At 59.0% G+C, this 24,046-nt stretch carries 21 protein-coding genes; 15 read left to right on the forward strand and 6 right to left on the reverse strand.

The window, feature by feature from the left end; genetic code table 11:
* The first annotated feature begins 179 nt into the window (after positions 1-179).
* The 8 genes from ACRY08_RS09300 to ACRY08_RS09335 all read left to right on the forward strand — a co-directional run bounded on the left by ACRY08_RS09300 (position 180) and on the right by ACRY08_RS09335 (position 7,475).
* On the forward strand, positions 180-1,121 hold the full coding sequence (locus tag ACRY08_RS09300; RefSeq protein ID WP_432449644.1) for a tripartite tricarboxylate transporter substrate-binding protein: 942 nt from the start codon (positions 180-182) through the stop codon (positions 1,119-1,121).
* Between the two features lie 78 nt (positions 1,122-1,199).
* Entirely contained in the window at positions 1,200-1,889 is a 690-nt protein-coding gene (locus tag ACRY08_RS09305) for a tripartite tricarboxylate transporter TctB family protein (RefSeq protein WP_432449645.1), read from the forward strand.
* A 28-nt stretch (positions 1,890-1,917) separates the two neighbouring features.
* Positions 1,918-3,537, forward strand: a complete 1,620-nt coding sequence (locus ACRY08_RS09310) for a tripartite tricarboxylate transporter permease (protein ID WP_432450271.1) — start codon at positions 1,918-1,920, stop codon at positions 3,535-3,537.
* Positions 3,519-4,886, forward strand: a complete 1,368-nt coding sequence (locus ACRY08_RS09315; protein WP_432450272.1) for an aldehyde dehydrogenase family protein — start codon at positions 3,519-3,521, stop codon at positions 4,884-4,886. The genes ACRY08_RS09310 and ACRY08_RS09315 overlap by 19 nt, the downstream gene beginning before the upstream one ends.
* Positions 4,883-6,115, forward strand: coding sequence for a Tm-1-like ATP-binding domain-containing protein (locus ACRY08_RS09320; RefSeq protein WP_432449646.1), 1,233 nt, complete (start codon positions 4,883-4,885; stop codon positions 6,113-6,115). Before ACRY08_RS09315 ends, ACRY08_RS09320 begins: the two co-directional genes overlap by 4 nt.
* Positions 6,116-6,189: 74 nt before the next feature.
* Complete coding sequence (locus tag ACRY08_RS09325) at positions 6,190-6,639, forward strand: hypothetical protein (RefSeq protein WP_432449647.1); 450 nt, start codon at positions 6,190-6,192, stop codon at positions 6,637-6,639.
* A complete protein-coding gene (gene hpaR / locus ACRY08_RS09330; protein ID WP_432449648.1) occupies positions 6,590-7,015 on the forward strand; it encodes a homoprotocatechuate degradation operon regulator HpaR in 426 nt (141 codons plus the stop codon). Before ACRY08_RS09325 ends, hpaR begins: the two co-directional genes overlap by 50 nt.
* Positions 7,016-7,094: 79 nt before the next feature.
* On the forward strand, positions 7,095-7,475 hold the full coding sequence (locus tag ACRY08_RS09335) for an acyl-CoA thioesterase (RefSeq protein ID WP_432449649.1): 381 nt from the start codon (positions 7,095-7,097) through the stop codon (positions 7,473-7,475).
* A 223-nt stretch (positions 7,476-7,698) separates the two neighbouring features.
* On the opposite strand, the gene ACRY08_RS09340 is transcribed toward ACRY08_RS09335, so the two are convergent.
* Both ACRY08_RS09340 and ettA read right to left on the reverse strand, forming a co-directional pair.
* A complete protein-coding gene (locus ACRY08_RS09340) occupies positions 7,699-8,595 on the reverse strand; it encodes an SDH family Clp fold serine proteinase (RefSeq protein WP_432449650.1) in 897 nt (298 codons plus the stop codon).
* A gap of 43 nt (positions 8,596-8,638) precedes the next feature.
* Positions 8,639-10,294: an energy-dependent translational throttle protein EttA gene (ettA, locus tag ACRY08_RS09345; protein ID WP_432449651.1), complete on the reverse strand. Its 1,656-nt coding sequence runs from the start codon at positions 10,292-10,294 to the stop codon at positions 8,639-8,641.
* A gap of 146 nt (positions 10,295-10,440) precedes the next feature.
* On the opposite strand from ettA, the gene ACRY08_RS09350 reads away from it, so the two are divergent.
* On the forward strand, positions 10,441-11,037 hold the full coding sequence (locus ACRY08_RS09350; RefSeq protein WP_432449652.1) for a nicotinate-nucleotide adenylyltransferase: 597 nt from the start codon (positions 10,441-10,443) through the stop codon (positions 11,035-11,037).
* A 64-nt stretch (positions 11,038-11,101) separates the two neighbouring features.
* On the forward strand, positions 11,102-12,589 hold the full coding sequence (gene dacB, locus ACRY08_RS09355) for a D-alanyl-D-alanine carboxypeptidase/D-alanyl-D-alanine endopeptidase (RefSeq protein ID WP_432449653.1): 1,488 nt from the start codon (positions 11,102-11,104) through the stop codon (positions 12,587-12,589).
* 54 nt (positions 12,590-12,643) lie between these two features.
* Here the strand turns inward: dacB and ACRY08_RS09360 are convergent, their stop codons facing one another.
* Both ACRY08_RS09360 and ACRY08_RS09365 read right to left on the reverse strand, forming a co-directional pair.
* Positions 12,644-13,342 (reverse strand): glutathione binding-like protein, encoded by a 699-nt coding sequence (locus tag ACRY08_RS09360; RefSeq protein ID WP_432449654.1) that lies wholly within the window; start codon positions 13,340-13,342, stop codon positions 12,644-12,646.
* A gap of 103 nt (positions 13,343-13,445) precedes the next feature.
* Positions 13,446-13,817, reverse strand: a complete 372-nt coding sequence (locus ACRY08_RS09365; RefSeq protein WP_432450273.1) for a tellurite resistance TerB family protein — start codon at positions 13,815-13,817, stop codon at positions 13,446-13,448.
* Positions 13,818-13,996: 179 nt separating this feature from the next.
* Here ACRY08_RS09365 and ACRY08_RS09370 point away from each other — a divergent pair, with 179 nt between their 5' ends.
* The 5 genes from ACRY08_RS09370 (at position 13,997) to ACRY08_RS09390 (ending at position 22,355) form a co-directional block, all read left to right on the forward strand.
* Positions 13,997-15,658 carry a lysine--tRNA ligase gene (locus ACRY08_RS09370; protein ID WP_432449655.1) on the forward strand — a complete coding sequence of 554 codons (1,662 nt, stop codon included), beginning with the start codon at positions 13,997-13,999 and terminating at the stop codon, positions 15,656-15,658.
* A gap of 231 nt (positions 15,659-15,889) precedes the next feature.
* Positions 15,890-18,181 carry a glycosyl hydrolase family 28-related protein gene (locus ACRY08_RS09375; protein WP_432449656.1) on the forward strand — a complete coding sequence of 764 codons (2,292 nt, stop codon included), beginning with the start codon at positions 15,890-15,892 and terminating at the stop codon, positions 18,179-18,181.
* A 341-nt stretch (positions 18,182-18,522) separates the two neighbouring features.
* On the forward strand, positions 18,523-19,503 hold the full coding sequence (ppk2, locus tag ACRY08_RS09380) for a polyphosphate kinase 2 (protein ID WP_432449657.1): 981 nt from the start codon (positions 18,523-18,525) through the stop codon (positions 19,501-19,503).
* Positions 19,504-19,713: 210 nt separating this feature from the next.
* Positions 19,714-20,868: a lytic murein transglycosylase gene (locus ACRY08_RS09385; RefSeq protein WP_432449658.1), complete on the forward strand. Its 1,155-nt coding sequence runs from the start codon at positions 19,714-19,716 to the stop codon at positions 20,866-20,868.
* A 116-nt stretch (positions 20,869-20,984) separates the two neighbouring features.
* Positions 20,985-22,355, forward strand: coding sequence for an MATE family efflux transporter (locus ACRY08_RS09390; protein ID WP_432449659.1), 1,371 nt, complete (start codon positions 20,985-20,987; stop codon positions 22,353-22,355).
* A 22-nt stretch (positions 22,356-22,377) separates the two neighbouring features.
* On the opposite strand, the gene ACRY08_RS09395 is transcribed toward ACRY08_RS09390, so the two are convergent.
* Together ACRY08_RS09395 and ACRY08_RS09400 are read right to left on the reverse strand one after the other, a co-directional pair.
* Positions 22,378-22,770, reverse strand: coding sequence for a hypothetical protein (locus tag ACRY08_RS09395; RefSeq protein WP_432449660.1), 393 nt, complete (start codon positions 22,768-22,770; stop codon positions 22,378-22,380).
* A 13-nt stretch (positions 22,771-22,783) separates the two neighbouring features.
* Entirely contained in the window at positions 22,784-23,986 is a 1,203-nt protein-coding gene (locus ACRY08_RS09400; RefSeq protein ID WP_432449661.1) for a pyridoxal phosphate-dependent aminotransferase, read from the reverse strand.
* Positions 23,987-24,046 lie beyond the last annotated feature (60 nt).

Below are 24,046 nucleotides of genomic sequence, written 5' to 3' on the forward strand. Positions count from 1 at the left end.
CCTGCGCGGGTTCCTCGGCGTGAGGCGCAGTTTTTCGTTTACATGTTCAATGTTTTCTTGACAGGAATCGCTCCACGCTGTCAATCTATTTTAAAACCAACGGTTCAAATAATGAACCACAATAATCCGAAGCGCAAAGCAAACGACGAAATTTGATCTGACGAAACAGGGAGACCGTCATGAACACCAAATCCATTCTGGCCGGCGCGCTGGCCGTAACTGCATCCATGATCGCCGCACCGGCGATGGCGGAGTATCCGGAAAAGCCGGTCAGCTTCATTGTGCCGTGGCCTCCGGGTGATCTGGAAGACGTGCTGACACGCATGATTGCCGAGGATTTTCAGGCCGAATACGGCGTATCCGCCGCGGTTGTGAACAAGCCCGGCGGGGGCGGTGGTCCGTTCCCCGGCGCGATTGACGTGGCCACGGCGCCCGCTGATGGCTATACGATCGGCAGTTTCGTGCCCGCCGTGCCCGTCATTGGCCACGAGATCGGCATCGACGAACTGGCACCCGCAAAGTTCGACCCGATTGGCATCTTCCTGACCTATCCGTTTGTGGTCGCGACCTCGGGCGACGCGCCTTACAGCTCGATGGAAGAGCTGGCGGCTTATGCCAAGGAAAACGACGTGGCTTTGGGGCACTTTGGAGACGTGCTGACGCCGACGCAGGTGACGAAAGCCTATGCCAAGAATGCGGGTTTCAATTGGGGTTCGGACGCAGCCTTTGATGCGCTGGACTGCAACACGCTGGCCTCGGGCGATGCGGACGTCATCAACACCACGCTGCAGCTGATCCTGCCTTGTCTGGATGACGTAAAAGTTCTGATGGCCGTCACCGACGAGCGCATCAGCCTTGTGCCGGATACGCCGACCATCGGCGAGCTGGACGCGCAGCTGAACATCGCTTTGTGGAATGGTTTGTTCGTGACCAAGGACACGCCCGCTGACGTGCGCGAGAAGATCGCCGCCGTGGCCGCGAAAACCGTGATGAGCGAGCGTGCACAGGCCGTTGCCAAAGAGACTGGCGCTCTGGTCTATTGGATGGACGCCGAAGCATCGGCCGCGCGGATCGCTGCGGATCAGGAAACCGGTGCTGTGATCAGCGGTATCCTCGAGTAATTCCGCGTGACACGACCTTGTGCGGGGCTGGCTTTGGCTGGCCCCGACTGATGCAAATGCCCCCGGAAAGCGCGCGACATGAGCGATGAAATCACAGAACATCCCGACCGCCCCCAGCGCGGACAGGTGTTGTTCGCGGCCCTCTTCCTGATCTGCGCCACGCTTCTGTTGGCCGCTATTGAGGATCAAACCAAGTGGCTGAAAGGCAAAGACTTCTTCGCACAGCCGCGGTTCTGGCCAGCGATTGGCGTGGGCGGTATGGTGCTGTTTACGGCGCTGCATTTTTGGCATTTGCCGCGCAAACCACGTCGCCTGCCGCGCTGGATGCGCGAGGCGGATTGGTTCCAATGGGCTGAAAGCCTTTTCTGGGCGGTGCTGGCAATCGCTCTGGCGCTCTGGCTTGGTCCCGTCGCAGCGGCGCCATTTGTTTTTCTGGTCGCCATCATTCGCGTGACGTGGCTCTATCAACACTGGACCGACCGGCGCGAAGCCAAGATCTGGGCGTCGGTCTTTGAATGGGCAGGCTGGTTCCTGGCCTATGTGCTGCTGGTGCCCCTGATCGGATATCTGCCGGTCACCATTGCGTTCTCACTGATCCTGACATGGCGGGTGGGCTACCGTTCGCGCGTGATGATGTGGAGCGCGGGCGTCTTTGCCGTTTTGGTCGTGCTGATTTTCAAAAGCTTTCTGCAGGTGAAAATCCCCGGCGCGGCCATCTATGAATACCTTCCGGGCGCGCTGCGTTCCTTCTTTATCCTGAACTTCTGAGGGCGGCATGGACCTGATCTTTGATTTCCTGAGCCAAGTACAGGCCTCGTCCTCGTATCTCGCCCGTTGGGATGTGGTGCTGGCCCTGTTGGTGGGCTCGGTCGGTGGCGTGCTGATCGGCGCGATCCCCGGCGTGGGGCCTGCCGTCGCCATCGCCATTCTGCTGCCCGCGACGTTTTCGATGGACCCCATCGTGGGGCTGACCGTGCTTTTGGGCATATATGGCAGTTCGATGTATGGAGGCTCAATCCCCGCCATTCTGATCAACACGCCCGGCACGGCGGTGAACGCGCTGACCACCTATGACGGCTATCCGATGACCACGCGGGGCGAGGCACGGCGCGCCTTGTCGCTGGCCTATAGCTCGTCCTTCTTTGGTGGCATCTTTTCGGTCATTTGCCTGATCCTCTTTGCACCAATTCTGGCAAAGATTGCCCCGATGTTTGGCTCACGTGAGATATTTCTGGCAGCCCTTCTGGGCATCATTCTGGTCGTCACCGCGCACCGCAAACACACGCTTATTGCGGCGGCGATGGCCTGTTTTGGCATCTGGCTGAATACCATAGGCCTGCACCCGGCAAGCTATTCAAAACGCTACACGTTTGACCAAAGCTGGCTGTCGGGTGGGGTGAACCTGATCGTGGTGGTGCTGGGGCTTTTTGCACTGAGCCAAGCCTTTACGCTGTTGCACGGCGACGACGAAAAGGTCCGTCTGACCAAGCTAAAAGGCAGCTTCTTTCAGGGTTTCCGGGAACTGGCCCGCCACCCGCGCATCGCGGGTATCTCGGCCACGTTCGGCGTGGTTATGGGCATGATCCCCGGGGTGGGCGAGTTCACCGCGCAGTTCATGTCCTATACCTACGCACAGAAGTCCTCAAAGCGGCCCGAGGATTTCGGGCATGGATCGTCCGAAGGCTTGATCGCGGCCGAGACCGCCAACAATGCCGTGCCCGGCGCCGCCATGGTGCCGCTTTTGGCGCTGGGCATTCCCGGCGAGGCGCTGACCGCGATGATGCTGTCTGTCTTCTACGTGCACAACGTGATCCCTGGCCCGCAACTCTTCCAAAACGACATGGACTTTGTCGTGGCGCTCTACCTGGCGCTTTTGATCCTGAATGTGCTTGTCGTGGCCTTCCTGCTGGTGGCGACCAATCAGCTGATCAAAGTGGTGAAGATCCCCAACCGGTTCCTTGGTGTATGCATCCTGATCCTCAGTTTTGTGGGCGTTTATTCCTTACGCAACTCGCTGACCGACTGCATCATCGCCGCCGGTTTTGGCATCTTTGGCTTCATCATGAAACGCATGCAGCTGCCTGTCGTGCCCATCGTTCTGGGCATGGTGCTGGGTGGCATCATGGAAGTGAAACTGCGCAGCGCCATGGCGCGCGTGAAGACCCCGCTAGACTTTATTGATCGCCCGATCGCGGCGATCCTGTTTGGAATGATTGTCCTTGTCTTGGCCCTGCATTTCCGCCGGGTCTGGCTGGACTATAAAGAAAGAAAGACTGACGAATGGCAGACCAGTCACGCATCAACGAGCTTTCCCGCAATCCTGTCGCGCCGCAGAAACTATATATTGACGGAGCGTGGCAAGACGCTGAGGGCGAAGCGCAAGACGTTCTCTCGCCGATTGACGGAAAAAGACTGACCACGATTGCGCGGGCGTCCGCTCGCGATGTGGACCGGGCGGTTACGGCGGCACGTCGTGCGTTTGACGACGGGCGTTGGTCGCGCGCAGCGCCTGCGCATCGCAAGAAGGTGTTGCACAAGCTGGCCGATCTGATTGAACAGAATGCGCTGGAACTGGCGGTGCTGGGCGTGCGCGACAATGGGACCGAGATTGGCATGGCCCTGAAGGCCGAGCCGGGGTCTGCGGCGGGTACGTTTCGGTATTATGCCGAGGCACTGGACAAGGTCTATGGCGAGATTGCCCCAACCGCGCCGGGTGTATTAGGCCTTGTGCACAAGGAACCCGTGGGCGTCGTCGGTGCGATTGTGCCGTGGAATTTCCCGCTGATGATTGGCGCGTGGAAACTGGCGCCTGCGCTGGCCGCCGGGAACTCTGTGGTGTTGAAGCCTGCCGAAACCGCGTCGCTGTCGCTGTTGAAGCTCGCGGAACTGGCGGCTGCAGCTGGCTTGCCGGATGGCGTATTGAATGTCGTCACCGGGGCTGGCTCCGTCACTGGCGAGGCGTTGGCCTTGTCGATGGACGTGGACGTGCTGGTCTTCACCGGCTCGGGTGGGGTGGGGCGCAGGCTCTTGGAATACTCGGCGCGCTCGAACCTGAAACGTTGCTATCTGGAGCTGGGTGGCAAGTCCCCCAACGTGGTCTTCGCGGACGCCCCTGATTTGGAACAGGCGGCCAAGGTTTCCGCCGCTGGCATATTCCGCAACGCAGGGCAGGTCTGCGTGGCGGGGTCTCGGTTGCTGGTTGAGGAGAGTATCCACGACGAGTTTGTCGAGGCGCTCTCGCGCCACGCCGCCGCGATGAAAGTCGGCAACCCGCTGGATCTTACCACCAATATCGGCGCGGTGAACAACCTGACCCAATTGGAAGGCAATCTGAACTTCGTCAACAAGGCGGTTGAAGAGGGTGCCGAGATTGCGCTGGGTGGCGCGCGCATCATGCAAGACACGGGCGGCTATTTCATGGAGCCGACCGTGTTGAAAGGCGTGAAGCCGCAAGACAACGTGGCCCAAAACGAGGTCTTCGGGCCGGTTCTGGCCGTGACCCCGTTCAAGACAGACGAAGACGCGGTTGCCATTGCCAACTCAACGAAATTTGGTTTGGCAGCAGGGGTTTGGACGTCGAACCTCAGCCGCGCACATAACATGGTGCGCGACATTCAGGCGGGCGTTGTGCACGTGAACACCTATGGCGGCGCGGATGGCACCGTTCCCTTGGGCGGCGTCAAGCAATCGGGCAACGGGCATGACAAGTCGATGCATGCCTTCGATAAATATTTCGACCTCAAGACAGCATGGATGCAGCTATGAGCGACAAGGTAATTCTGGTCGTCGGGACCTATGACACCAAAGACGATGAACTGAACTATATCGCCGATGTGATCCGGGCGCAGGGTGGTGGCGTGGCCACGATGGACATCTCGGTTCTGGGTGATCCAAGCGCGCCGTGTGACTATTCCAAACATGACGTGGCCGAGGCCGGCGGATCATCCATTCAGGCCGCCATCGACAGCGGGGACGAGAACACCGCCATGCAGATCATGGCGCAGGGCTCGGCGGCTTTGGCGTTGAAACTCTACCGTGAAGGCGTGTTTGACGGGCTGATCGTGCTGGGTGGCACCATGGGCACGGATGCGGCGCTGGACCTGTGTCAGGCCTTGCCTATTGGCGTGCCGAAATACGTCGTCTCGACGGTCAGCTTCTCGCCCCTTATCCCGCCCGAACGTCTTCCGGCGGATGTTCAGATGATCCTCTGGGCCGGCGGGCTTTATGGGCTGAATTCAATTTGCAAAGCATCGCTGAGCCAAGCCGCTGGAGCCGTGCTGGGCGCGGCCCGTGCGGTTGAGAAACCGGACTTCCAAAAGCCGCTCATCGGGATGACCAGCTTCGGGAAAACCGTGCTGCGCTATATGGTCAGCTTGAAACCCGCGCTGGAAGAGCGTGGGTTCGAGGTTGCCGTCTTCCATGCCACCGGTATGGGCGGGCGCGCGTTTGAAAGCCTTGCGGGTGAGGGCGCTTTTGCCGCCGTTCTGGATTTCGCGCCGCAAGAGTTGGGCAATCACATCATGGGCTCGACCATCTCGGCCGGGCCGGATCGGATGACCAATGCGGGCGCATCTGCCACGCCGCAGATGGTGTCGATCGGCTGCTATGACCTTGTGGATTTTATCGGCTGGCAGGATGTGCCGCCGAAACTGGCAGGCCAAGAGGTGCATGCGCATAACCGGCTGCTCTCGTCGGTCATGATGACGCCCGACCAGCGCCGCGAGATGGCACGCGCCATGTGTACCCAACTTGCAGGCGCGAAAGGTCCCGTGAACCTGATCGTGCCGCTTGAGGGGGGCAATGAATGGGACCGTCCCGGTGGCCCGCTGCATGACGCAGAAGGGCTCGCCGCGTTCGTCGACGAAATCCGCGCCCATTGCCCGGACAACGTAACCCTGATCGAGCTGGACGCGCATATCAACGACGCCGGATTTTCGGATCGGGTGCTGGCCGAGTTCGATACATGGGTCGCAAACGGGGTCGTGACGACCTGAGGCAACTTGTTGCACCCGCAATGAATTGCTTTTCCTGCGCCGTGGGTATTTACTGCCAGTGTTAAGGAGTGATCATGCCACACCTGTCTTTCGAATACAGCACCGGGCTGGGCCAGCAGGCAGACCTGCGATCCCTGGCCGAGGTCATGCGCGCGGCACTGGTCGCCACCGGGCAGTGCCCTGTGGGTGGCATCCGCGTGCGTGGGTTCGAAGCTGACATCGATGCCATTGGCGACGGGGCAGGCGGGTATCACTTCCTCGATATGATCCTCAGACTTGGGCAGGGACGGGACGAGGCCACGCGCGAGGCCATCGCCGACACCCTTTATGGCGCGGTTGAGGACGCGCTGCGCCCGCAGATGGGCAACACGCCCTTCATACTCAGCCTTGAGGTTCAGGACATTGAAACCCGCTTCAGCCGCAAAAGCTGGAGCACGATCCACGCGGCCATCCGCGAAAGGACCCAAGATGACAATGAAGAAACTCGATCGCGCGCTGCCTCTGGCACTCCTCCACGCCCGTGAAGCAACCCTGAAACCCTTCCGGCACGAGCTGGACCAAATCGGCCTGACCGTGCAGCAATGGCGGGTGATCCGCGTGCTGGCTGAAGGCAAACCCTGCTGCGCCACCGAACTGGCGGAACGCTGCGTCTTGATGCCCCCCAGCCTGTCGCGCATCCTGAAAACCCTGACCGAACGCGGGCTGATCGAACGGGTCGAAGACAGCGACGCGCGCCGTCGCCGCGTACAGATTTCGCCAGACGGGTGCAAGAAATACACCACCATGTCGCAAAAGGCGGCAGGCATCTATGAAGACCTCGAAACCCGCTTTGGGACCGAGAAGATGGAAACCCTGCTGGACCTTCTGAACGAGCTTTATGACGTGGCCCGCGCCGCCTGAACAACGCGTCACGTAACGGCGTTCTTGCAGGGGCGACGGTCGCGGCTTACCTATGGGTCAGCAACGAACGAGGCCCCTCATGTCCGATACCGACGCCCCCGAAGGCAACATCATCCTGCGCACGCTGGCCATGCCCAAGGACACCAACGTGGCCGGAGATATCTTCGGTGGCTGGGTGCTGTCCCAAATGGACATCGCGGGCGGCGTGCTGGCGGCGGAATACGCAGGCGGGCGCGTGGCGACCGTGGCGGTGGACGCGATGAAGTTCATCTCTCCGGTCAAAGTGGGCGACGTTCTGTGCCTTTACGGCGAGGTCACACGGGTCGGCACGACCTCCATGTCCATCACGCTGGAGGCGTGGTCCGAACGGGATCGCGGCCGGTCAAAACACAAGGTGACCGAGGGCGTGTTTGTCTTTGTGGCGCTGGATGAAGAGGGGCAGCCGGTGGTGGTATCCTGAACTCTACCGGTTGTTTGTTCAGCTATCCAGTACGCTTCCAGGTACCCTGTTTGCGACTTGGTTGGACTCCATAAGGCAGTCGTCGATTTTCTCTAGACTCAGACTTCTCGTCTTCTAGTGAAATGTGATCCAATAGCTCAAGCAGATCCTTCAAACCATTGTGCTCTTCTGCTCTCTTCCGCAACATTTTGTGTTCTAGGTCGAATTTCGCAGTGCTTTTCATCTAGGTCCCCGAGAGTCGTTGTTCGGTATGAACAGCGGCGTCCATTCCAAGCTTTTCCATATAGTCTTTCAGTAGGCCAGCATAATGCCTAATATAGCTTGAACGCTCCGCATCGTCACTAAAATCCTCGACCTTTAAGCCGATCTCTTGTGCTTGCAGTTCCTTTAGCGAAATACCGCGACCGTGTGAATGCCATTTCGAAGCATCACCCAAAACAGTTGCAATCTGCTCAGCTCGATCGCGGCGCATTTTAGGAGTGACCTTTGTGCCGTTTGCTTCCGTCACTTTCCAATTCTTGAACTTGTGCTTTGGGAGCCACTCAGTAATCAAAGCTTTAGAGTGTTCGATTGACTGTTCGATATGGAACAATTGTGCTGGATCGAATTTCTTTAACAAAAACGCTATCTCAGCTTGAAGCGTTCCTCCGGCTGCCGGGTCATTAATTTTTTCAACCAAGTCATTGTACTTAGTCAAGTATCCTAGTCCTGGAAGGAAGCGTCCATTTTCGTTTGGGAACTGTGGATCAATTGGACCGAGCACCGAGAAATAGTCCATGTGAATCTCGTCCCCCGAGAGAGCAAGAATTGTTCCGGCTGAAAACGCGTGGTTCGGAATCACAAATTCGACTGTTTTGTAGTGCCTTCGAAATACCCGAACGATACGCTCAACCACTTCGACGTAGCCGCCATTTGTTTCTAGTATAACCACAAGTCGTGAGTTCTTTTTTCCTTGGTGGGTTTCGCTGAGGTGTTCCACTTCATTTCGAACAAGGTCATCGACGCCGTATGTCATGGGTGCAAAAATGGATACAACATCTGCATCGAAGTGATTGCCAAGCGCTGCATTTGCTGAGCAAAGCGTGGAATTGATAACTTCATCCGCTCGAATTGTATCCATTTTAGTCCACTCGAAATATGATTCTACCCAATGTTGAGTAATACTACCTCGTAAACTTCTTATGCTTCAAGCGTTTGGGCTCCAGCGCGTCCGGTCCCAGCCTGCGCTTCTTGTCTTCCTCATAGTCCTCGAAGTTGCCTTCGAACCATTCCACATGGGCGTCGCCTTCAAAAGCGAGGATGTGGGTGCAGATACGGTCAAGGAAGAAGCGGTCGTGCGAGATGACGACGGCGCAGCCGGCGAAATCCACCAGCGCGTCTTCCAAGGCCCGCAGGGTTTCCACGTCCAGGTCGTTGGTCGGTTCGTCAAGGAGCAGCACGTTGCCGCCCTCTTTCAGCAGACGCGCCATATGCACGCGGTTGCGTTCACCGCCTGATAAGAGGTTCAGCTTCTTCTGCTGATCGCCGCCTTTGAAGTTGAAGCTGGAGCAATAGGCGCGGGAGTTCACCTGCGCGTCGCCCAACTCGATGATCTCGGCGCCGCCGGAAATCGCTTCCCAGACGGTGTCGCCATCGTTTAGGTCGTCGCGCGACTGGTCCACGTAGCTGAGTTTCACCGTGTCGCCCAGTTCCACCGTGCCCTCGTCGGGCTGTTCCTGCCCGGTCAGCATTTTGAAGAGCGTCGATTTACCCGCGCCGTTGGGGCCAATGACGCCGACGATGCCACCGGGGGGCAGCGAGAAATCGAGGTTTTCAATGAGCAGCTTGTCACCCATGGCTTTCTTCAGGCCCGCGACCTCGATCACCTTGCCACCCAGACGGGGGCCGTTGGGGATGACGATCTGGGCGCGGCCAACTTTGTCGCGCTCGGACTGGTTCGCCATCTCGTTATAGGCGGCGATACGGGCTTTGGATTTCGCCTGACGGGCTTTCTGGCCCTGACGCATCCATTCCAGCTCGCGCTCCAGCGTTTTCTGTTTGGATTTGTCTTCGCGGGCTTCCTGTTCCAGCCGTTTGGCTTTCTGCTCGAGCCATGCCGAGTAGTTGCCTTCGTAGGGAATGCCCGAGCCGCGGTCGAGTTCCAAGATCCAGCCGGTGATGTCATCCAGGAAGTAACGGTCGTGGGTGACGATCAGGATGGTGCCCTTGTAGTCGATGAGATGCTGCTGCAGCCACGCGATGGTTTCCGCGTCCAAGTGGTTGGTCGGCTCATCAAGCAGCAGCATGTCAGGCGCTTCCAACAAGAGCTTGCACAGCGCAACGCGGCGTTTCTCGCCACCCGACAGGGTTGTGACGTCGGCGTCATCGGGGGGGCAGCGCAGGGCCTCCATCGAGACGTCGATCTGCGCGTCGAGGTCCCAGAGGTTCTGAGCGTCGATCTCGTCTTGCAGCTTGGCCATTTCCTCGGCGGTTTCGTCCGAGTAGTTCATGGCCAGCTCGTTATAGCGTTCCAGAATGGCCTTTTTCTCGGCCACGCCCTGCATGACATTGCCACGCACGTCCATGGATGCATCCAGTTCGGGCTCCTGCGGCAGGTAGCCCACTTTGGCGCCTTCGGCGGCCCAGGCTTCGCCCTGAAAGTCCTTGTCGATGCCCGCCATGATGCGCATGAGCGTCGATTTACCGGTGCCGTTCACGCCGACCACGCCGATTTTCACGCCGGGCAGGAAGCTCAGGCGGATGTTTTCAAAGCATTTCTTGCCACCCGGATAGGTCTTGGAAACGCCGTCCATGTGATAGACATATTGATAAGCGGCCATGTGAATGCTCCTGAATACACGGTGCGGGGGGCGTGTGCCCGTTGATCTTTTGGGCGCAGTGATTTGCGCGTTCCCCTGCAAATAGCGATTTCGCTGGACGAGGGCAATTGCCTCGCGATAGGGAAAAGCGGTTTGTCGGGGGTGGAATGCGTCACGGATTTCCATATGCACGGCCCGGTCAGGTGATCGGTCTTTTGGGTGGGTCGTTTGATCCGGCCCATGACGGGCATGCCCATATCACGCGCGAGGCGTTGAAACGCTTTGGGTTGGATCGGGTCTGGTGGCTGGTGACGCCGGGCAATCCGTTGAAAGAACACGGGCCCGCGCCGATGGCACAGCGTTTGGAACGGGCGCGGCAGGTGATGCAGCACCCGCGTGTCGAGGTCACCGACATAGAGGCCCATACCGGCACGCGTTATACCGCCGAGACACTTGCGGCCCTGACCCGGCTTTATCCGGGGGTGCGGTTTGTCTGGTTGATGGGGGCGGACAATCTGGCGGATTTCCACCGCTGGGAGCGCTGGGGCTGGATCATGGAAAACGTGCCCGTTGGGGTCATCGCCCGCCCCGGAGACCGCGGTGCAGGGCGCATGTCGCCCGCGGCGCGCCAATATAGGCATGCGCAGATCAGTGGGCGGCAGGCGATGACCTTGGGGGTGTCAGAGGCCCCGTCATGGTGTCTTGTGAATGTGCCGATGAAAGATGTGTCTTCGTCCCAAATCCGCGCACGCGGAGACTGGTAGGGCAGAATGGCACGGGCGCTGAATTGCGCTTGCCACGCCCGGTTGCACTTGCTTAACTCTCAGGATGACCAAGGATTTTTCACGGCGTGCATTTCTGGCTGGCGCAGGGGCAACCCTTGGCGTACCGGCCATGGCAAACGCGCCGCTGACCTCGATCCTGCCTGCCCCTAAGCCCGCAGATTATGCCAAGCGCAGCCTGCCATCGATTGACCACCTGATCAGTGAGGCCGGCTTGGGTGGTAAATATGGTTTTGTGGTCGCGGATGCGCGCACAGGCACGATCTTGGAAGCGCGCAACCCGGTTTTACCTCTGCCACCTGCCAGCGTCGCCAAAGCCATCACGGGTGCCTATGCCCTGTCTGAACTTGGCACAGACCACCAGTTCGAGACGCGCATTGTCGCCACCGGCCCCGTCGTGAATGGCAAGGTCGAGGGCGATCTTGTGCTTGTCGGCGGTGGGGATCCGACGCTGGACACAGATGCGCTGGCGGGTATGGCGCGGGCATTAAAGGCTGCGGGTGTGGTGCAGATCGCTGGCGCGTTCCGGGTGACAGGCGCCTATCTGCCCTATCAGCGCGTGATTGATCCCGGACAGCCGGACCACTTGGGCTATAATCCCGCCGTTTCCGGGCTGAACCTGAATTACAACCGCGTGCATTTCCAGTGGAAGCGCGCAGGCGGGACCTATGATCTTTTGATGGATGCGCGGTCCGACAATTTGCGCCCTCCCGTCAAGATGGCACGGATGGCCGTTGTCGACCGTAAAGTGCCGATATTCACCTACAAGGACGCGGCGGGCACGGACAGCTGGACAGTGGCCAAAGCCGCGCTTGGCAACGGGGGATCGCGTTGGCTGCCTGTGCGGCGGCCCGATCTTTATGCGGGAGAAGTGTTTCAGGTGCTGGCACGCAGTCAGGGGGTGGTTTTGCCACGGCCCGAGGTCGGGGCAGATATCCCGGCGGGCACGGTTTTGGTGACCCACAGCTCGGCCCCGCTGCCTGAGATTGTAAAGGGTATGCTGAAATACTCGACCAATCTGACGGCCGAGGTGCTGGGCCTTGCCGCCAGCGCGCAGGCCGATCAGAAACCGGCTGATCTTGCCGGCTCGGCGGCGCAGATGTCTGAATGGGCGCAACAGGCGCTTGGGGCGTCGCGAATTGCCTTTGCGGACCATAGCGGGCTCAGCGATGCCTCGCGCCTGTCGGCCCGAGACATGGTGCGCGCCTTGGTCACGCTGGGACCATCCGGAGAGCTGCATGGGCTGTTGAAAGCCGTTGCTCCCAAGATCGATAACCCGCCGGTGGCAGGCTATGCGATCCGTGCAAAAACCGGAACGCTGAACTTCGTGTCTACCTTGGCGGGCTATGTGACCTTGCCGGACGGGCGGGAACTGGCCTTTGCGATCTTCACTGCCGACATGGAGCGGCGCGCAGGGATCGCGCGGGCCAATCGCGAACGGCCCAAAGGGGCGAAAAGCTGGAGCCGCAGATCACGGCGGCTCCAACATCAGCTTATTTCGCGCTGGGCCACGCTTTATGGGCCAGATGGCTAAAGCGTTTCGGGATAGGCCTGAGGCACATGTTTACCCGAAATGCATTAGACCAGCTCAGGGGCGCGGTGGGATGTTCACAGCAGCCTGCGATGCGGGACGCTCCATGCAGGCTTTCAGCCAGCGTTTGACGTTCAAAAACTGGTCAAGCTTCAGGGTCTCGGCCGCGTCATATCCGGTAATCAGCGCCCGCACCCATGGCCAGATCGCGATATCCGCAATCGAATAGGCGCTGCCCGCAACGTGATCGCGCCCGTCCAGTTGGGTGTCCAGAACCTTCAAAAGGCGCAGCGCTTCGGCCCGGTAGCGTTCCAACGGGCGCTTGTCTTCAATCTCTTTGCCGCCAAAGGCGTAGAAAAAGCCAAACTGGCCCAGCATTGGACCAAACCCGCCCATCTGCCACATCAGCCATTGCAAGACCTCAGCCCGTTCAACGGGATCGGTGGGCAAGAGTTTCCCTGATTTCTCGGCCAGATAGATCAGGATGGCGCCGCTTTCCCAAAGGGGCAGGGGCGCGCCGTCGGGACCGTTCGGGTCCAGAATGGCGGGGATCTTGTTGTTGGGGTTCAGCGACAGGAATTCAGGCGTGAACTGATCATCGGTGGCGAAACTGACCAAATGCGCTTCGTATGGCAGGCCGGTTTCTTCCAGCATCGCCGAGGCCTTCACGCCGTTCGGTGTCGGCAGTGAATAAAGTTGAATGCGGCTTGCATCCTTGGCGGGCCAGCGTTTGGTGATGTCGAATTGCTCAAGCATGTCTTTACCTTTCGGGGGGGAGCCATTTCTGCGCGCGATGCGCACGCAAAAATGGCCGGAAAATCCTTGATTTCCCGAACCACCACGCGCCGCGATGTCCGGGTTACAGGGTCATATGGCGTGCCCGCGCACCCCGTTCAATGGCCGCGCCGTGCAACCGGTCGATATTCAGCTCATAGCGAATTTCTTCGAGGATGCGCAGCTCGGGCCCTTGCAACACGCCATCCGCCGCAGCCACATCACAGGCCAGCGCATAGGCGGTTTCCCACAGGGTCTCGGGAAGGTTTTCGCGCACCAGTCCAAAAATTGCGTCCAGACCATCTTCGACGGCCAGAAGGTCAAACACGGTCTGCGAGACGGTTTTGATCCGATCCGGGTCGTAGGTGGCGAAGACCGGCAGGTGGTTGACGATGCGTTCGATGGTCAAAAGCTCGGCGGATGTAATTTCTTCATCCGAGGCAGAGACTGCCATCATCACGGCGATCAGACTGTCCTGCGGGGTCAGGGAATGGGGGATATCTTGCACTTGGAATTGCTCCTCTGTTGCGGTGCAGAATATTGACCCCAGTCCACCTAGGCAATAGGGAGAGGAGCTTAGGGGTATGAGGCCCCGAAAGGGCGCGGAGATGCGCCGAGTGATAAAGGAAACAGCAGATGACTGATCAGATCAGCCCTGAAATGCGTGACGCCGCGATGGCGTCGAAAGCCTGGCCCTTTGAAGAAGCGCGCCGGGTGCTGAAACGCTATCAGAAGGGCGCACCTGAGAAGGGATATGTGCTGTTCGAAACGGGCTATGGCCCGTCGGGTCTGCCGCATATCGGGACCTTTGGCGAGGTCGCGCGCACGACAATGATCCAGCGCGCCTTCGAGGTGGTCTCGGACATTCCCACCAAGCTGATCTGTTTCTCGGATGATCTGGACGGCATGCGCAAGGTGCCCGGCAATGTGCCCAATTCCGAAAGCCTGCATGATCATCTGCAAAAGCCGCTGACCAGCGTGCCGGACCCCTTTGGCACCCATGAAAGCTTTGGCCATCATAACAACGCCATGCTGCGCCGGTTCCTGGACACGTTTGGCTTTGAATATGAGTTTTACTCCGCCACCGAATTCTATGGCTCCGGCCAGTTTGACGAGGTGCTGAAGCGGGCGGTCGAGAAGTATGACGACATCATGGAGGTGATGCTGAAATCCCTGCGGGAAGAGCGTCGTCAGACCTATTCGATTTTCCTGCCCATTCACCCAGAAACCGGACGTGTTCTCTACGTGCCGATGAAAGAGGTGAATGCTGAAAACCACACCATCACTTTTGATGACGAGGATGGCCGCGAGTGGACGTTGCCCGTCACCGGCGGCAATGTGAAGCTGCAGTGGAAGCCCGACTTTGGCGCGCGCTGGGCCGCGCTGGAGGTGGACTTTGAGATGTATGGCAAGGACCACTCCACCAACACGCCGATCTATGACAAGATCTGCCGCATTCTGGGTCATCGCGCGCCGGAACACTTCACCTACGAGCTTTTTCTGGATGCCAATGGGCAGAAAATCTCGAAGACCTCGGGCAATGGGATTTCGATCGATGAATGGCTGACCTATGCCTCGACCGAGAGCTTGGCGTATTTCATGTACCTGAAGCCAAAAACCGCCAAGCGCATGCATTTTGATGTGATCCCAAAGGCGATGGACGAGTATCACCAGCAACTGAATGCCTATCACAAGCAGGACCTGAAAGGGCAGCTGAACAACCCGGTCTGGCATATCCACGCGGGCGACGTGCCGGTCTCGAATATGGTTGTGCCCTTCTCGATGCTTCTGAATCTGGCCTCGGTGGCGTCGGCCGATGATAAGGCGCAGTTGTGGGGCTTTATTCAGCGCTATGCGCCCGAGGCCACGCCGGAAACGCACCCGGATCTGGATGCGGCGGCAGGCTATGCGGTGAAATACTATCAGGATTTCGTGGAGCCCGAGAAGGTCTTCCGCCTGCCCACCGATCAGGAGCGCGCCGCTTTGGAAGAGCTGTCACGCGCGCTGCGTGATGGCGACGTTGCGCTGGACGCCATTGCACGCAAGAACCAGATGATGGGCAATGACGATCCGCTGCCCGAGGTTGATTTCGGTTCGGACGAATTCCTGCAATCGGTGGTTTTCGCGCTGGGCAAGCTGCATGAGTTTGAAAACCTGCGCGACTGGTTCAAAGCGCTCTATGAGGTGCTTCTGGGCGCGAGCCAAGGCCCACGGTTTGGCGGGTTTGCCGCACTGTACGGTGTAGAAGAAACCGTCGCCCTGATTGACCGCGCCTTGGCAGGGGACCTCGTCAGCTGACGGCAGTCCGGACCAACCGAGCAGAATTTAACGGCGCGGCCTTCTGGGGCGCGCCGTTTTGCGTTGCGTGGAGGCGGTCGGGCGCACGGTCCTGTTAACCCTCGTTAAACCTCGTTTGTTACCTCTTTTGGCGTTTCTCGCCCCGTGTCCGCGCGCATCTCGTGCGGCCCGTCATGGCGCACATGACACGCGCGGGGCCCTGCGTGAATTTTCGACCTGAAAGGGATATCAATGAACAAGGCGATTACCGACGGCGTGGTCTTCATGCCCCCCGAATTCGCAGATGGGCTGAGCGTTTGGTCAAGCGAGGACGGCACGCCCGGCTCGAACACCTATGCAGGTGCGGGCAATGCGGCCATCGTACCAGCCGACCAGGATTTCAGCGGCTGTCTGGAGCTGTTTAAGGACCAGAACACTCAAAAGCTGCGCTATATGGGCCAAACACCCTTTGAAACAGGATGCTACCTTCGTGTGAGTGCACGGGTAAAGGCCATCTCGGGCACGCTGCCATCGGTGCGGATTGCCGCCTGGCCCGCAACCGCAGGTGGGGCACATGCATCAGGATATGTGGAAACCGCCCCTGCGGTCGCCTTGACCAGCTATGGCGAGGTGGTCGAGGTGTCCGCCATCATCGGGTCAGGCAGCCGGTCCAGCGTTGATATGGTGTGGGGCGATGATGTGGATTATGCCCATTTCGGCCTTGATCTGATTGGGTCGAATGGTGGTGTGGTGCGCATTGATGACATTGTCATCGAAGATGTCACAGGCGCCTATCTGCGCGACATGATGGATTGGGTCGACGTGCGCGACTTTGGCGCGGTGGGCGATGGGATCACCGATGACCGGGCAGCCTTTGTTGCCGCAGATGCAGCGGCCAATGGGCGCACGCTTCTGGTGCCCGAAGGCACGTTCCGGATCGCGTCCAATCTGACGCTGCATTCGGATATTCGCTTCGAAGGCACAATGACCATGTCTGACAACGTGTTCCTGTCTTTGACACGGTCGTTTGACCTGCCCACTTATATTGATGCTTTCGGCGATGAGCTGACCGGATTTCGCAAAGCGTTTCAGGCGCTTCTGAACTACTCTGATCACGAGATCCTTGATATGTGTGGCCGCCGCATCGACGTGACCGAACCGATCGACATGCAGGCCGCCTATAATACCTCAGACAGTTTCCTGATCCGACGCGTCATCAAGAATGGTCAGTTCTATGTCATCGGCGGCGCTGCCTGGGATGACGAGACCACCAGTTCGGCTGCGAAATACAATCCGGCCAATCCGTTCAAACTGACGGATGTGGCAAATGTTTCTGACATTCTTCCCGGTTCTGTGGTCACCGGGAACGGAGTGGGGCGCGAAGTCTACGTTAAGACCGTCAATATCGGGGCACAGGAGGTCGAGCTAAGTCAGCCGTTGTGGGGACCGTCCGCAAACCAGACCTATACCTTTACGCGGCATAAATATATCATTGATTTCAGTGGGTTCTCGCAGATCAACCGTATGAACTTCACTGAGGTCGAGTTCCAGTGCAACAAGTTTGCCTCTGCGGTGATGCTCCCGCGGGACGGCGAAAACTTCGTGTTCCAAGACTGTTTCTTTATCAAGCCGAAGGATCGCGGCATCAGCTCGATCGGTCGCGGGTGCCAGGATCTACATCTGGATCGTTGCCAGTTCATTTCCTCTGAACAAGGGCTTCCAGCGACCTCGCGAAATTCGGTCGCCTTCAACGTGAATGCCAATGACGCCAAAATCAGGGACAATCGGTTCCAGCGTATGGGCTTGTCGATGATCTTCCATGGCTCGAACCATATCATCCAGGGCAATCACCTGTTTCAGGGGGATGAGGTTACGGCCGGGCCACGTACATCGGGCATGGTGTTCACCTATGAAAACAACAATACGGTGATCAACGGCAACTATATCGACAATTGTTCGATCGAATTGAACAACGAGCATGATGCCAATCCAGATTTCGGGTCGGAATACTCGTTCGGCGGCATGTCCATTACGGGCAACAGCTTCATTTGTATTGACGCTGCGAGCTGGTTCAAATGGATATTGATCAAGCCCTTTGGAACGGGGCATTTTCTGCAAGGTATGCATGTAACTGACAATGTGTTCCGTACCGTATTGGGGACTATTGACCGGGTCGAGGGCGTGGTCACGACACATGCGGGGCTGGACAATTGGAGCATGCGAGACGTGACGTTTGAAAACAATGTCTACGTGGGCGTAAGTCAGAAAACGATCTCACCGGTGACATTGGAATTCAACCAGAACACAGAGGCATCGACCTGGACCTTGGATGGGTCAGATTACTTCCCGTTTGGCGGCAATGCCCGTACGGTGCCATCGGTGGTGATCGAGGGCGATCTGCGCGACGGATCGAACAACCAGTGCTGGGATAACCCGCATGTATTGGTGAACCAAGGCGCAAGCTACAAGCAGGTTCGTTTGAAGTTTTCCCGCGCCGTGAAGGGCAGGGCGCATGTAACCATGCGGGTTGACCGCCCCAACTGACGGCAACACCATCTATTGATCACCCAAGGGTCCGCTTTTGGCGGGCCCTTTTTTGTGGCCGTTTACCTGTCACGCAGGTTAGCGGTTGGTCTGCATATGTCGCCAGCTTCGGTGCAGCTCATAAAGCGACAGCGTCACGATTGCGCTTACCGCAAGCTGATCGAAACTGATCTGGGTTAGGATGCTCATCTCTGCCTCGTGTCGTCTTGCGGCTCGTGTCTTGGCCATCAATACGAACTGTTCGTTAACAAAGTCAGAATCGCAAAAATGTTGATGCGGATCAAGGCGGGACAAACACTTGCATGATAGGTGAGGCGCGACAAAAGCAAGGAGAGTGTTGAATGAGCGTGAAGCAGCCCGCAAAAACGTCCAAACCCGCCGAGAAAGCTGCGGCGAGACCTGCGACCGAAAAGCCCGCAAATACCGCAGCAATGCCAGACGCTGCAAAGCAGCCCGACTTTCCCAAAGTCAGTGCGGATCAGATCCGTGCGACGTTTGAGAACGGAAAATACCCCTATGACAAGAAGCTGGGGCGCAAGGAATATGAAGCGGAAAAGGCGCTTATTCAGGCCGAGCTTCTGAAGGTTCAGCGCTGGGTTGGCGAAACCGGTCAGAAATTCGTTTTGTTGTTTGAAGGCCGGGACGCGGCCGGCAAGGGCGGTACGATCAAACGATTCATGGAACACCTCAACCCGCGCGAAGCCCGCGTTGTGGCGCTGAACAAACCCACCGATGCGGAACGCGGTCAGTGGTTCTATCAACGCTATATCAACCACCTGCCGACTGAAGGCGAAATGGTGTTTTATGACCGCTCGTGGTACAACCGGGCTGGCGTGGAAAGGGTTATGGGCTTCTGCACCCCCAATGAATATCTGGAGTTCATGCGCCAGACGCCGGAATATGAACGCATGCTCGTGCGCTCGGGCATCCGCCTTTACAAATACTGGTTCTCGGTCACGCGCGAAGAGCAAAAGCGCCGTTTTGACAGCCGCAAGGACGACCCATTGAAGCGCTGGAAACTGTCTCCGGTTGATGTGGCATCCCTGTCGAAATGGGATGACTACACCGAGGCCAAAGAGGCGATGTTCTTCTACACGCACACAGCCGATGCGCCTTGGACCATCATCAAGTCGAACGACAAGAAACGCGCGCGTCTTGAATGCATGCGCCATTTCCTGAATTCGATTGAATACCCGGACAAAGATCACGAACTGACCCGCGTGGTTGACCCGTTGATCGTGGGCCACGCCAGCCAGGTGATCCACAACTCGGATCATATTCTGGGTGCCAGTCTGCACCCCGATCAGCGCCGCACAAGCTAAAGCGCTTCGATTTTCACCTGAGACAGGGGAAAACCGAAACGCTTCAGGCGTTGATGCAAAGATCGGCAAAGGAGCGCCCCGGCGCTCCTTTTCTTTTGTGCTCGCCCAGAAAGTGACTAAAGCGTTTCGGAATAAACGCGTGCTTCAAGTTTATCCCGAAACGCTTTAGGATTGCCCCCGTGAACAGAAGTGATTTTTCGGGGTGTTTTCATGGCTTATTCCAGACGTTTCATTCTTGCAGGCCTTGGGGTCGCCGGGCTGTCAGCCTGCCGGGGCGGAGGGGGCGCGGTGGCGCAGACCTCGACCCGGTCGGGCAGCGGATCGACCATGCGCGCGGTGCCAAATGCAGGTTTTGACGCCTGGGTCGACGGTGCCAAGGCGCGCGCACGGGCACGTGGGATTTCGGCGGGTACGGTTGATCGCGCATTCCGGGGCGTGGGCTATCTGCCCGGTGTGGTGGAACGCGACCGCAATCAAACCGAATTTGTGCGCTCGTTCGAGGATTACATCGCCATTGCTGCCTCGGATGAACGTATCTCCACGGGTCGTGCCATGCTGCGCAAACATGCCCGCACGCTGGGCCAGCTCGAGGCAAAATACGGGGTCGAAAAAGAGGTGATCGTGGCCGTCTGGGGGCTGGAAAGCCGCTATGGCACGCGGCGCGGCGATGTGCCGGTCGTCTCGGCCCTGTCGACGCTGGCCTATGACGGGCGGCGCGGCAAGTTCTTCGAAAGCCAGCTGATGGCGGCGTTGAAAATCCTTGAACGCGGCGACACCACGCCTGCGAAGATGACCGGCAGCTGGGCCGGGGCGATGGGGCATACGCAGTTTATCCCGACATCTTATCTGGCCTATGCGGTGGATTTCACCGGGGATGGGCGGCGTGATATCTGGTCGGATGACCCCACGGACGCGCTGGCCTCGACGGCGGCCTATCTCAGCCGGTCAGGCTGGAAGCGCGGGCAGCTTTGGGGCAAGGAAATCACCGGGCAGGCGCCGACGGGTCGGGGCAGGGTGGTCAAGCCCGCAGGCGACAGTGGTCCGGTGTTTGAGGCCTATCACAACTACGGGGTGTTGGGGCGCTATAACAACGCACAGAAATATATCATCGGGGTGGGACATCTGTCTGACCGTCTGGTCGGGCGCCCGCCGCTGCGCGCCAAGTTCGGACCTGACAAATACGGGCTGACGCTTGAGGATCGCAAAGCGCTGCAAGTGGGGCTGAACCGCGCGGGGTTTGATGTGGGCGAGGCTGATGGCGTTCTGGGCAAAAAGACCTTCGCCGCGATCGAGGCCTATCAGCGCGCACGCGGTCTGTCCGTGACCGGCACGCCCAGCCCGGCGCTGTTGCAGGCGCTGCGCTAAAGCCTCTCGATTCTGGGCATCGTTCGAAATCAACTGGCTTCACGGCTTGAGTGCCAAACACGTTAGCGCCATCTTTCTGGCTTGCCAGCGCAGAAATCCGGGCGTAGGGCTGGGAAATGACACAAGTGATGACCCTTCCTGCGCATATGCGCGCGGTGCTGGTGCTGGGCACGCCTTTGGTGGCCTCGCAGCTGGCGCAGTTTTCCGTGCAGATCACGGATACGATCATGCTGGGCTGGTATGGGGTCGAGGAACTGGCCGCCGTGACGCTGGCGGGCACGTTCTTTTTCATCTTCCTGATCATGGGCTCGGGGCCGGCCTGGGCCTTGATGCCGATGGTGGCCGAGGCCGCCGAGGCCGGTGACGATGTCAGGATGCGGCGCCTGACCCGCATGGCTTTGTGGATTTCGCTGGGGTTTGCGGTGGCGGTCTTGCCGCTGATGTGGTTGTCCGCGCCGATCCTGATGGCGATGGGGCAGGACGAACATCTGAGCCTGATAGCGCAGGACTATCTGCGCATTGCGGGCTTTGGCATGGTGCCCGCGCTGACGGTGATGGCGCTGCGCAGTTACCTGTCGGCACTGGAGCACGCCCGCATCGTCCTATGGGCGACGATCCTGGCGGCCGTGATGAATGGGGTCATCAATTATGCGCTGATCTTCGGCAATTGGGGCGCGCCCGAACTGGGCGTGCGCGGGGCAGCGATCGCTTCGGTCACGATCCAGATCGCCGCGGGCATCGTATTGTGGATCTATGCGCTGCGGCTGAACCCCGAGCAAGCGCTGTTCCGGCGGCTGTGGAAACCCGATTGGGAGGCGCTGGGTGCGCTTCTGAAGCTGGGCATTCCCATTGGGCTGACCACCTTGGCCGAGGTGGGGATGTTCTCGGCCTCGACCATCGTAGTGGGGTTGATCGGCACGGTGGAGTTGGCGGCGCACGGGATTGCGCTGCAGATCACCGCGACCTTCTTCATGGTGCATTTGGGCCTGTCGATGACGGCCACGGTGCGGGCTGGGCGGGCCCTTGGGCGGCGCGACGAATTGGGGCTGAGGCGCGGGGCGCTGGCGGTCACGCTGGCCTCGGTCTTGTTTGGCGGGCTAACGGTTCTGTTGTTCCTGTTCCTGCCTGAGCCGCTGATCCAGCTGTTCCTTGACCCAGAAGAACTGCGGCGTGACCAGATCGTGCTTTTGGGCAGTTCGCTTCTGGTTGTGGCTGCGCTGTTTCAGTTTGCCGATGGGGCGCAGGCGATTGCCATGGGGCTGTTGCGCGGGGTGCAGGACACACGCGTGCCGATGATCATCGCCTCGCTCAGCTACTGGCTTGTCGGAATGGGATCGTCTTATGTTTTCGGCATCACGCTGGGCTTTGGCGCGATTGGTGTCTGGTGGGGGCTGCTCTTGGGTCTTCTTTGCGCCGGAGGCTTCATGTCCTGGCGGTTCTGGATGCGCTCATCGCGCATTGGTCCAGCGGACACGCCCGCAGGGTAGGCGATCCGTCAGGCCGCGTGGCTTATAACCGCTCGGCCTTTTTGCGCACCAGAACCGTGCGCAGATCGTGCATGGCCAGAAGCAGCGCATCTGTCACCTCTTCCAGCGCCTCGTCTGATGCTTTGGACTGTGCCCAATGTGCTGTCAGGTTCAGGTGGTCCACCGTGCGCAGGATGTCGTCAATATCCCGGCGCGCCAGCGTTTCGCGGCGGGCCTCCATCCAGTCTGAAATCGCCGCCCGATCCGCATCGTCCAGTTCACGCCCACCATGGGGTTTGACCTCGCCGTTTTTGATGTTGACCACGGCGACCTGATCCATCTCGATGCGCCGCTGGCGGTTGGCCACATCGACGCGATAGACGAAGGCGCCGTTTTCACGCACGCGAAAGTAATATTCGGGCAGTTCAGCGGACATGTCGTTTGACCCCTCAGCTCAGCGCGGCACAGAAAGCCTGAATGCGGGTGCAGGCCTCGCGCAGCGCGTCATCAGATGTGGCGTAGCTGACGCGGAAATTGGGCGACAGGCCAAAGGCCGAGCCAAACACCACGGCCACACCTTTTTCTTCCAAAAGAGCTTTGGCGAAGACCTCGTCATTGTCAATTTTCACCCCGCCTGCCGTGGTCTTGCCAAGGCAGCCCTTGATCGACGGGTAGACGTAAAACGCGCCATCCGGCACCGGGCATTCGATGCCTTCGGCCGCGTTCAGCATCTCGACCACAAGGTCGCGACGGCGCACGAACATCTTGTTGTTCTCGGGGATGAAATCCTGAGACCCGTTCAGCGCCTCGACCGCCGCCCATTGGCTGACCGAACAGGGGTTTGATGTCGATTGCGACTGGATTTTACGCATCGCGGCAATCAGCTCCACCGGGCCGCCCGCATAGCCGATCCGCCAGCCAGTCATCGCATAGGCCTTGGACACCCCGTTGCAGGTCAGCGTGCGGTCATAAAGGCCGGGCTCAACTTCGGCCGGGGTGCAGAACTCGAAATCGCCATAGGCGAGGTGTTCATACATATCATCCGTCATCACCCAGACATGCGGGTGACGCATCAAGACATCGGTCAGCGCCTTCAGCTGATCGCGCGTGTAACCCGCGCCCGTTGGGTTCGAGGGCGAGTTAAAGATGAGCCATTTGGTCTTTGGTGTGATCGCGGCTTCAAGCTGCTCCGGTGTCATGCGGAACCCGGTCTCGATCGGGCATTCCACCACCACAGGCTCGCCACCGGCAAGCAGCACCATATCCGGGTAGCTGACCCAGTAGGGGGCCGGGATGACCACCTCGTCACCGGGGTTCAGCGTCGCCATCAGCGCGTTGTAAAGGATCTGCTTGCCGCCTGTTCCGACCGAGATTTGCGCAGGCGTATAGTCCAGCCCATTCTCGCGCTTGAACTTGTCGCAAATGGCTTGCTTCAGCTCTGGCATCCCATCAGGTGCCGTGTATTTCGTCTTGCCCGCGTCAATCGCCGCCTTGGCCGCCGCTTTGATGTTGTCAGGCGTGTCAAAATCCGGCTCGCCCGCGCCCAGCCCGATCACGTCGCGCCCCGCGGCTTTCAATTCGGCAGCCAGAGTGGATACAGCAATGGTCGGGGATGGTTTTACGCGGTCAAGTGTCGCGGACAGGAAAGACATGGCGGCCTCGGTTTGTATGTTGGTTGCATTTCTTCTAGGGTGCGGCGCGAGGCCGATCAA

The sequence above is a fragment of the Aliiroseovarius marinus genome, from assembly GCF_050881025.1.
GTDB classification, from domain to species: Bacteria; Pseudomonadota; Alphaproteobacteria; order Rhodobacterales; family Rhodobacteraceae; genus Aliiroseovarius; species Aliiroseovarius marinus_A.

What these genes read in the sequence shown, in the direction of transcription:
- ACRY08_RS09300 (WP_432449644.1), top strand. Translation starts at nt 180, where the DNA reads ATGAACACCAAATCCATTCTGGCCGGCGCGCTGGCCGTAACTGCATCC.
- ACRY08_RS09305 (WP_432449645.1), top strand. Translation starts at nt 1,200, where the DNA reads ATGAGCGATGAAATCACAGAACATCCCGACCGCCCCCAGCGCGGACAG.
- ACRY08_RS09320 (WP_432449646.1), top strand. Translation starts at nt 4,883, where the DNA reads ATGAGCGACAAGGTAATTCTGGTCGTCGGGACCTATGACACCAAAGAC.
- ACRY08_RS09325 (WP_432449647.1), top strand. Translation starts at nt 6,190, where the DNA reads ATGCCACACCTGTCTTTCGAATACAGCACCGGGCTGGGCCAGCAGGCA.
- hpaR (WP_432449648.1), top strand. Translation starts at nt 6,590, where the DNA reads ATGAAGAAACTCGATCGCGCGCTGCCTCTGGCACTCCTCCACGCCCGT.
- ACRY08_RS09335 (WP_432449649.1), top strand. Translation starts at nt 7,095, where the DNA reads ATGTCCGATACCGACGCCCCCGAAGGCAACATCATCCTGCGCACGCTG.
- ACRY08_RS09340 (WP_432449650.1), bottom strand. Translation starts at nt 8,595, where the DNA reads ATGGATACAATTCGAGCGGATGAAGTTATCAATTCCACGCTTTGCTCA.
- ettA (WP_432449651.1), bottom strand. Translation starts at nt 10,294, where the DNA reads ATGGCCGCTTATCAATATGTCTATCACATGGACGGCGTTTCCAAGACC.
- ACRY08_RS09350 (WP_432449652.1), top strand. Translation starts at nt 10,441, where the DNA reads ATGCGTCACGGATTTCCATATGCACGGCCCGGTCAGGTGATCGGTCTT.
- dacB (WP_432449653.1), top strand. Translation starts at nt 11,102, where the DNA reads ATGACCAAGGATTTTTCACGGCGTGCATTTCTGGCTGGCGCAGGGGCA.
- ACRY08_RS09360 (WP_432449654.1), bottom strand. Translation starts at nt 13,342, where the DNA reads ATGCTTGAGCAATTCGACATCACCAAACGCTGGCCCGCCAAGGATGCA.
- ACRY08_RS09365 (WP_432450273.1), bottom strand. Translation starts at nt 13,817, where the DNA reads ATGATGGCAGTCTCTGCCTCGGATGAAGAAATTACATCCGCCGAGCTT.
- ACRY08_RS09370 (WP_432449655.1), top strand. Translation starts at nt 13,997, where the DNA reads ATGACTGATCAGATCAGCCCTGAAATGCGTGACGCCGCGATGGCGTCG.
- ACRY08_RS09375 (WP_432449656.1), top strand. Translation starts at nt 15,890, where the DNA reads ATGAACAAGGCGATTACCGACGGCGTGGTCTTCATGCCCCCCGAATTC.
- ppk2 (WP_432449657.1), top strand. Translation starts at nt 18,523, where the DNA reads ATGAGCGTGAAGCAGCCCGCAAAAACGTCCAAACCCGCCGAGAAAGCT.
- ACRY08_RS09385 (WP_432449658.1), top strand. Translation starts at nt 19,714, where the DNA reads ATGGCTTATTCCAGACGTTTCATTCTTGCAGGCCTTGGGGTCGCCGGG.
- ACRY08_RS09390 (WP_432449659.1), top strand. Translation starts at nt 20,985, where the DNA reads ATGACACAAGTGATGACCCTTCCTGCGCATATGCGCGCGGTGCTGGTG.
- ACRY08_RS09395 (WP_432449660.1), bottom strand. Translation starts at nt 22,770, where the DNA reads ATGTCCGCTGAACTGCCCGAATATTACTTTCGCGTGCGTGAAAACGGC.
- ACRY08_RS09400 (WP_432449661.1), bottom strand. Translation starts at nt 23,986, where the DNA reads ATGTCTTTCCTGTCCGCGACACTTGACCGCGTAAAACCATCCCCGACC.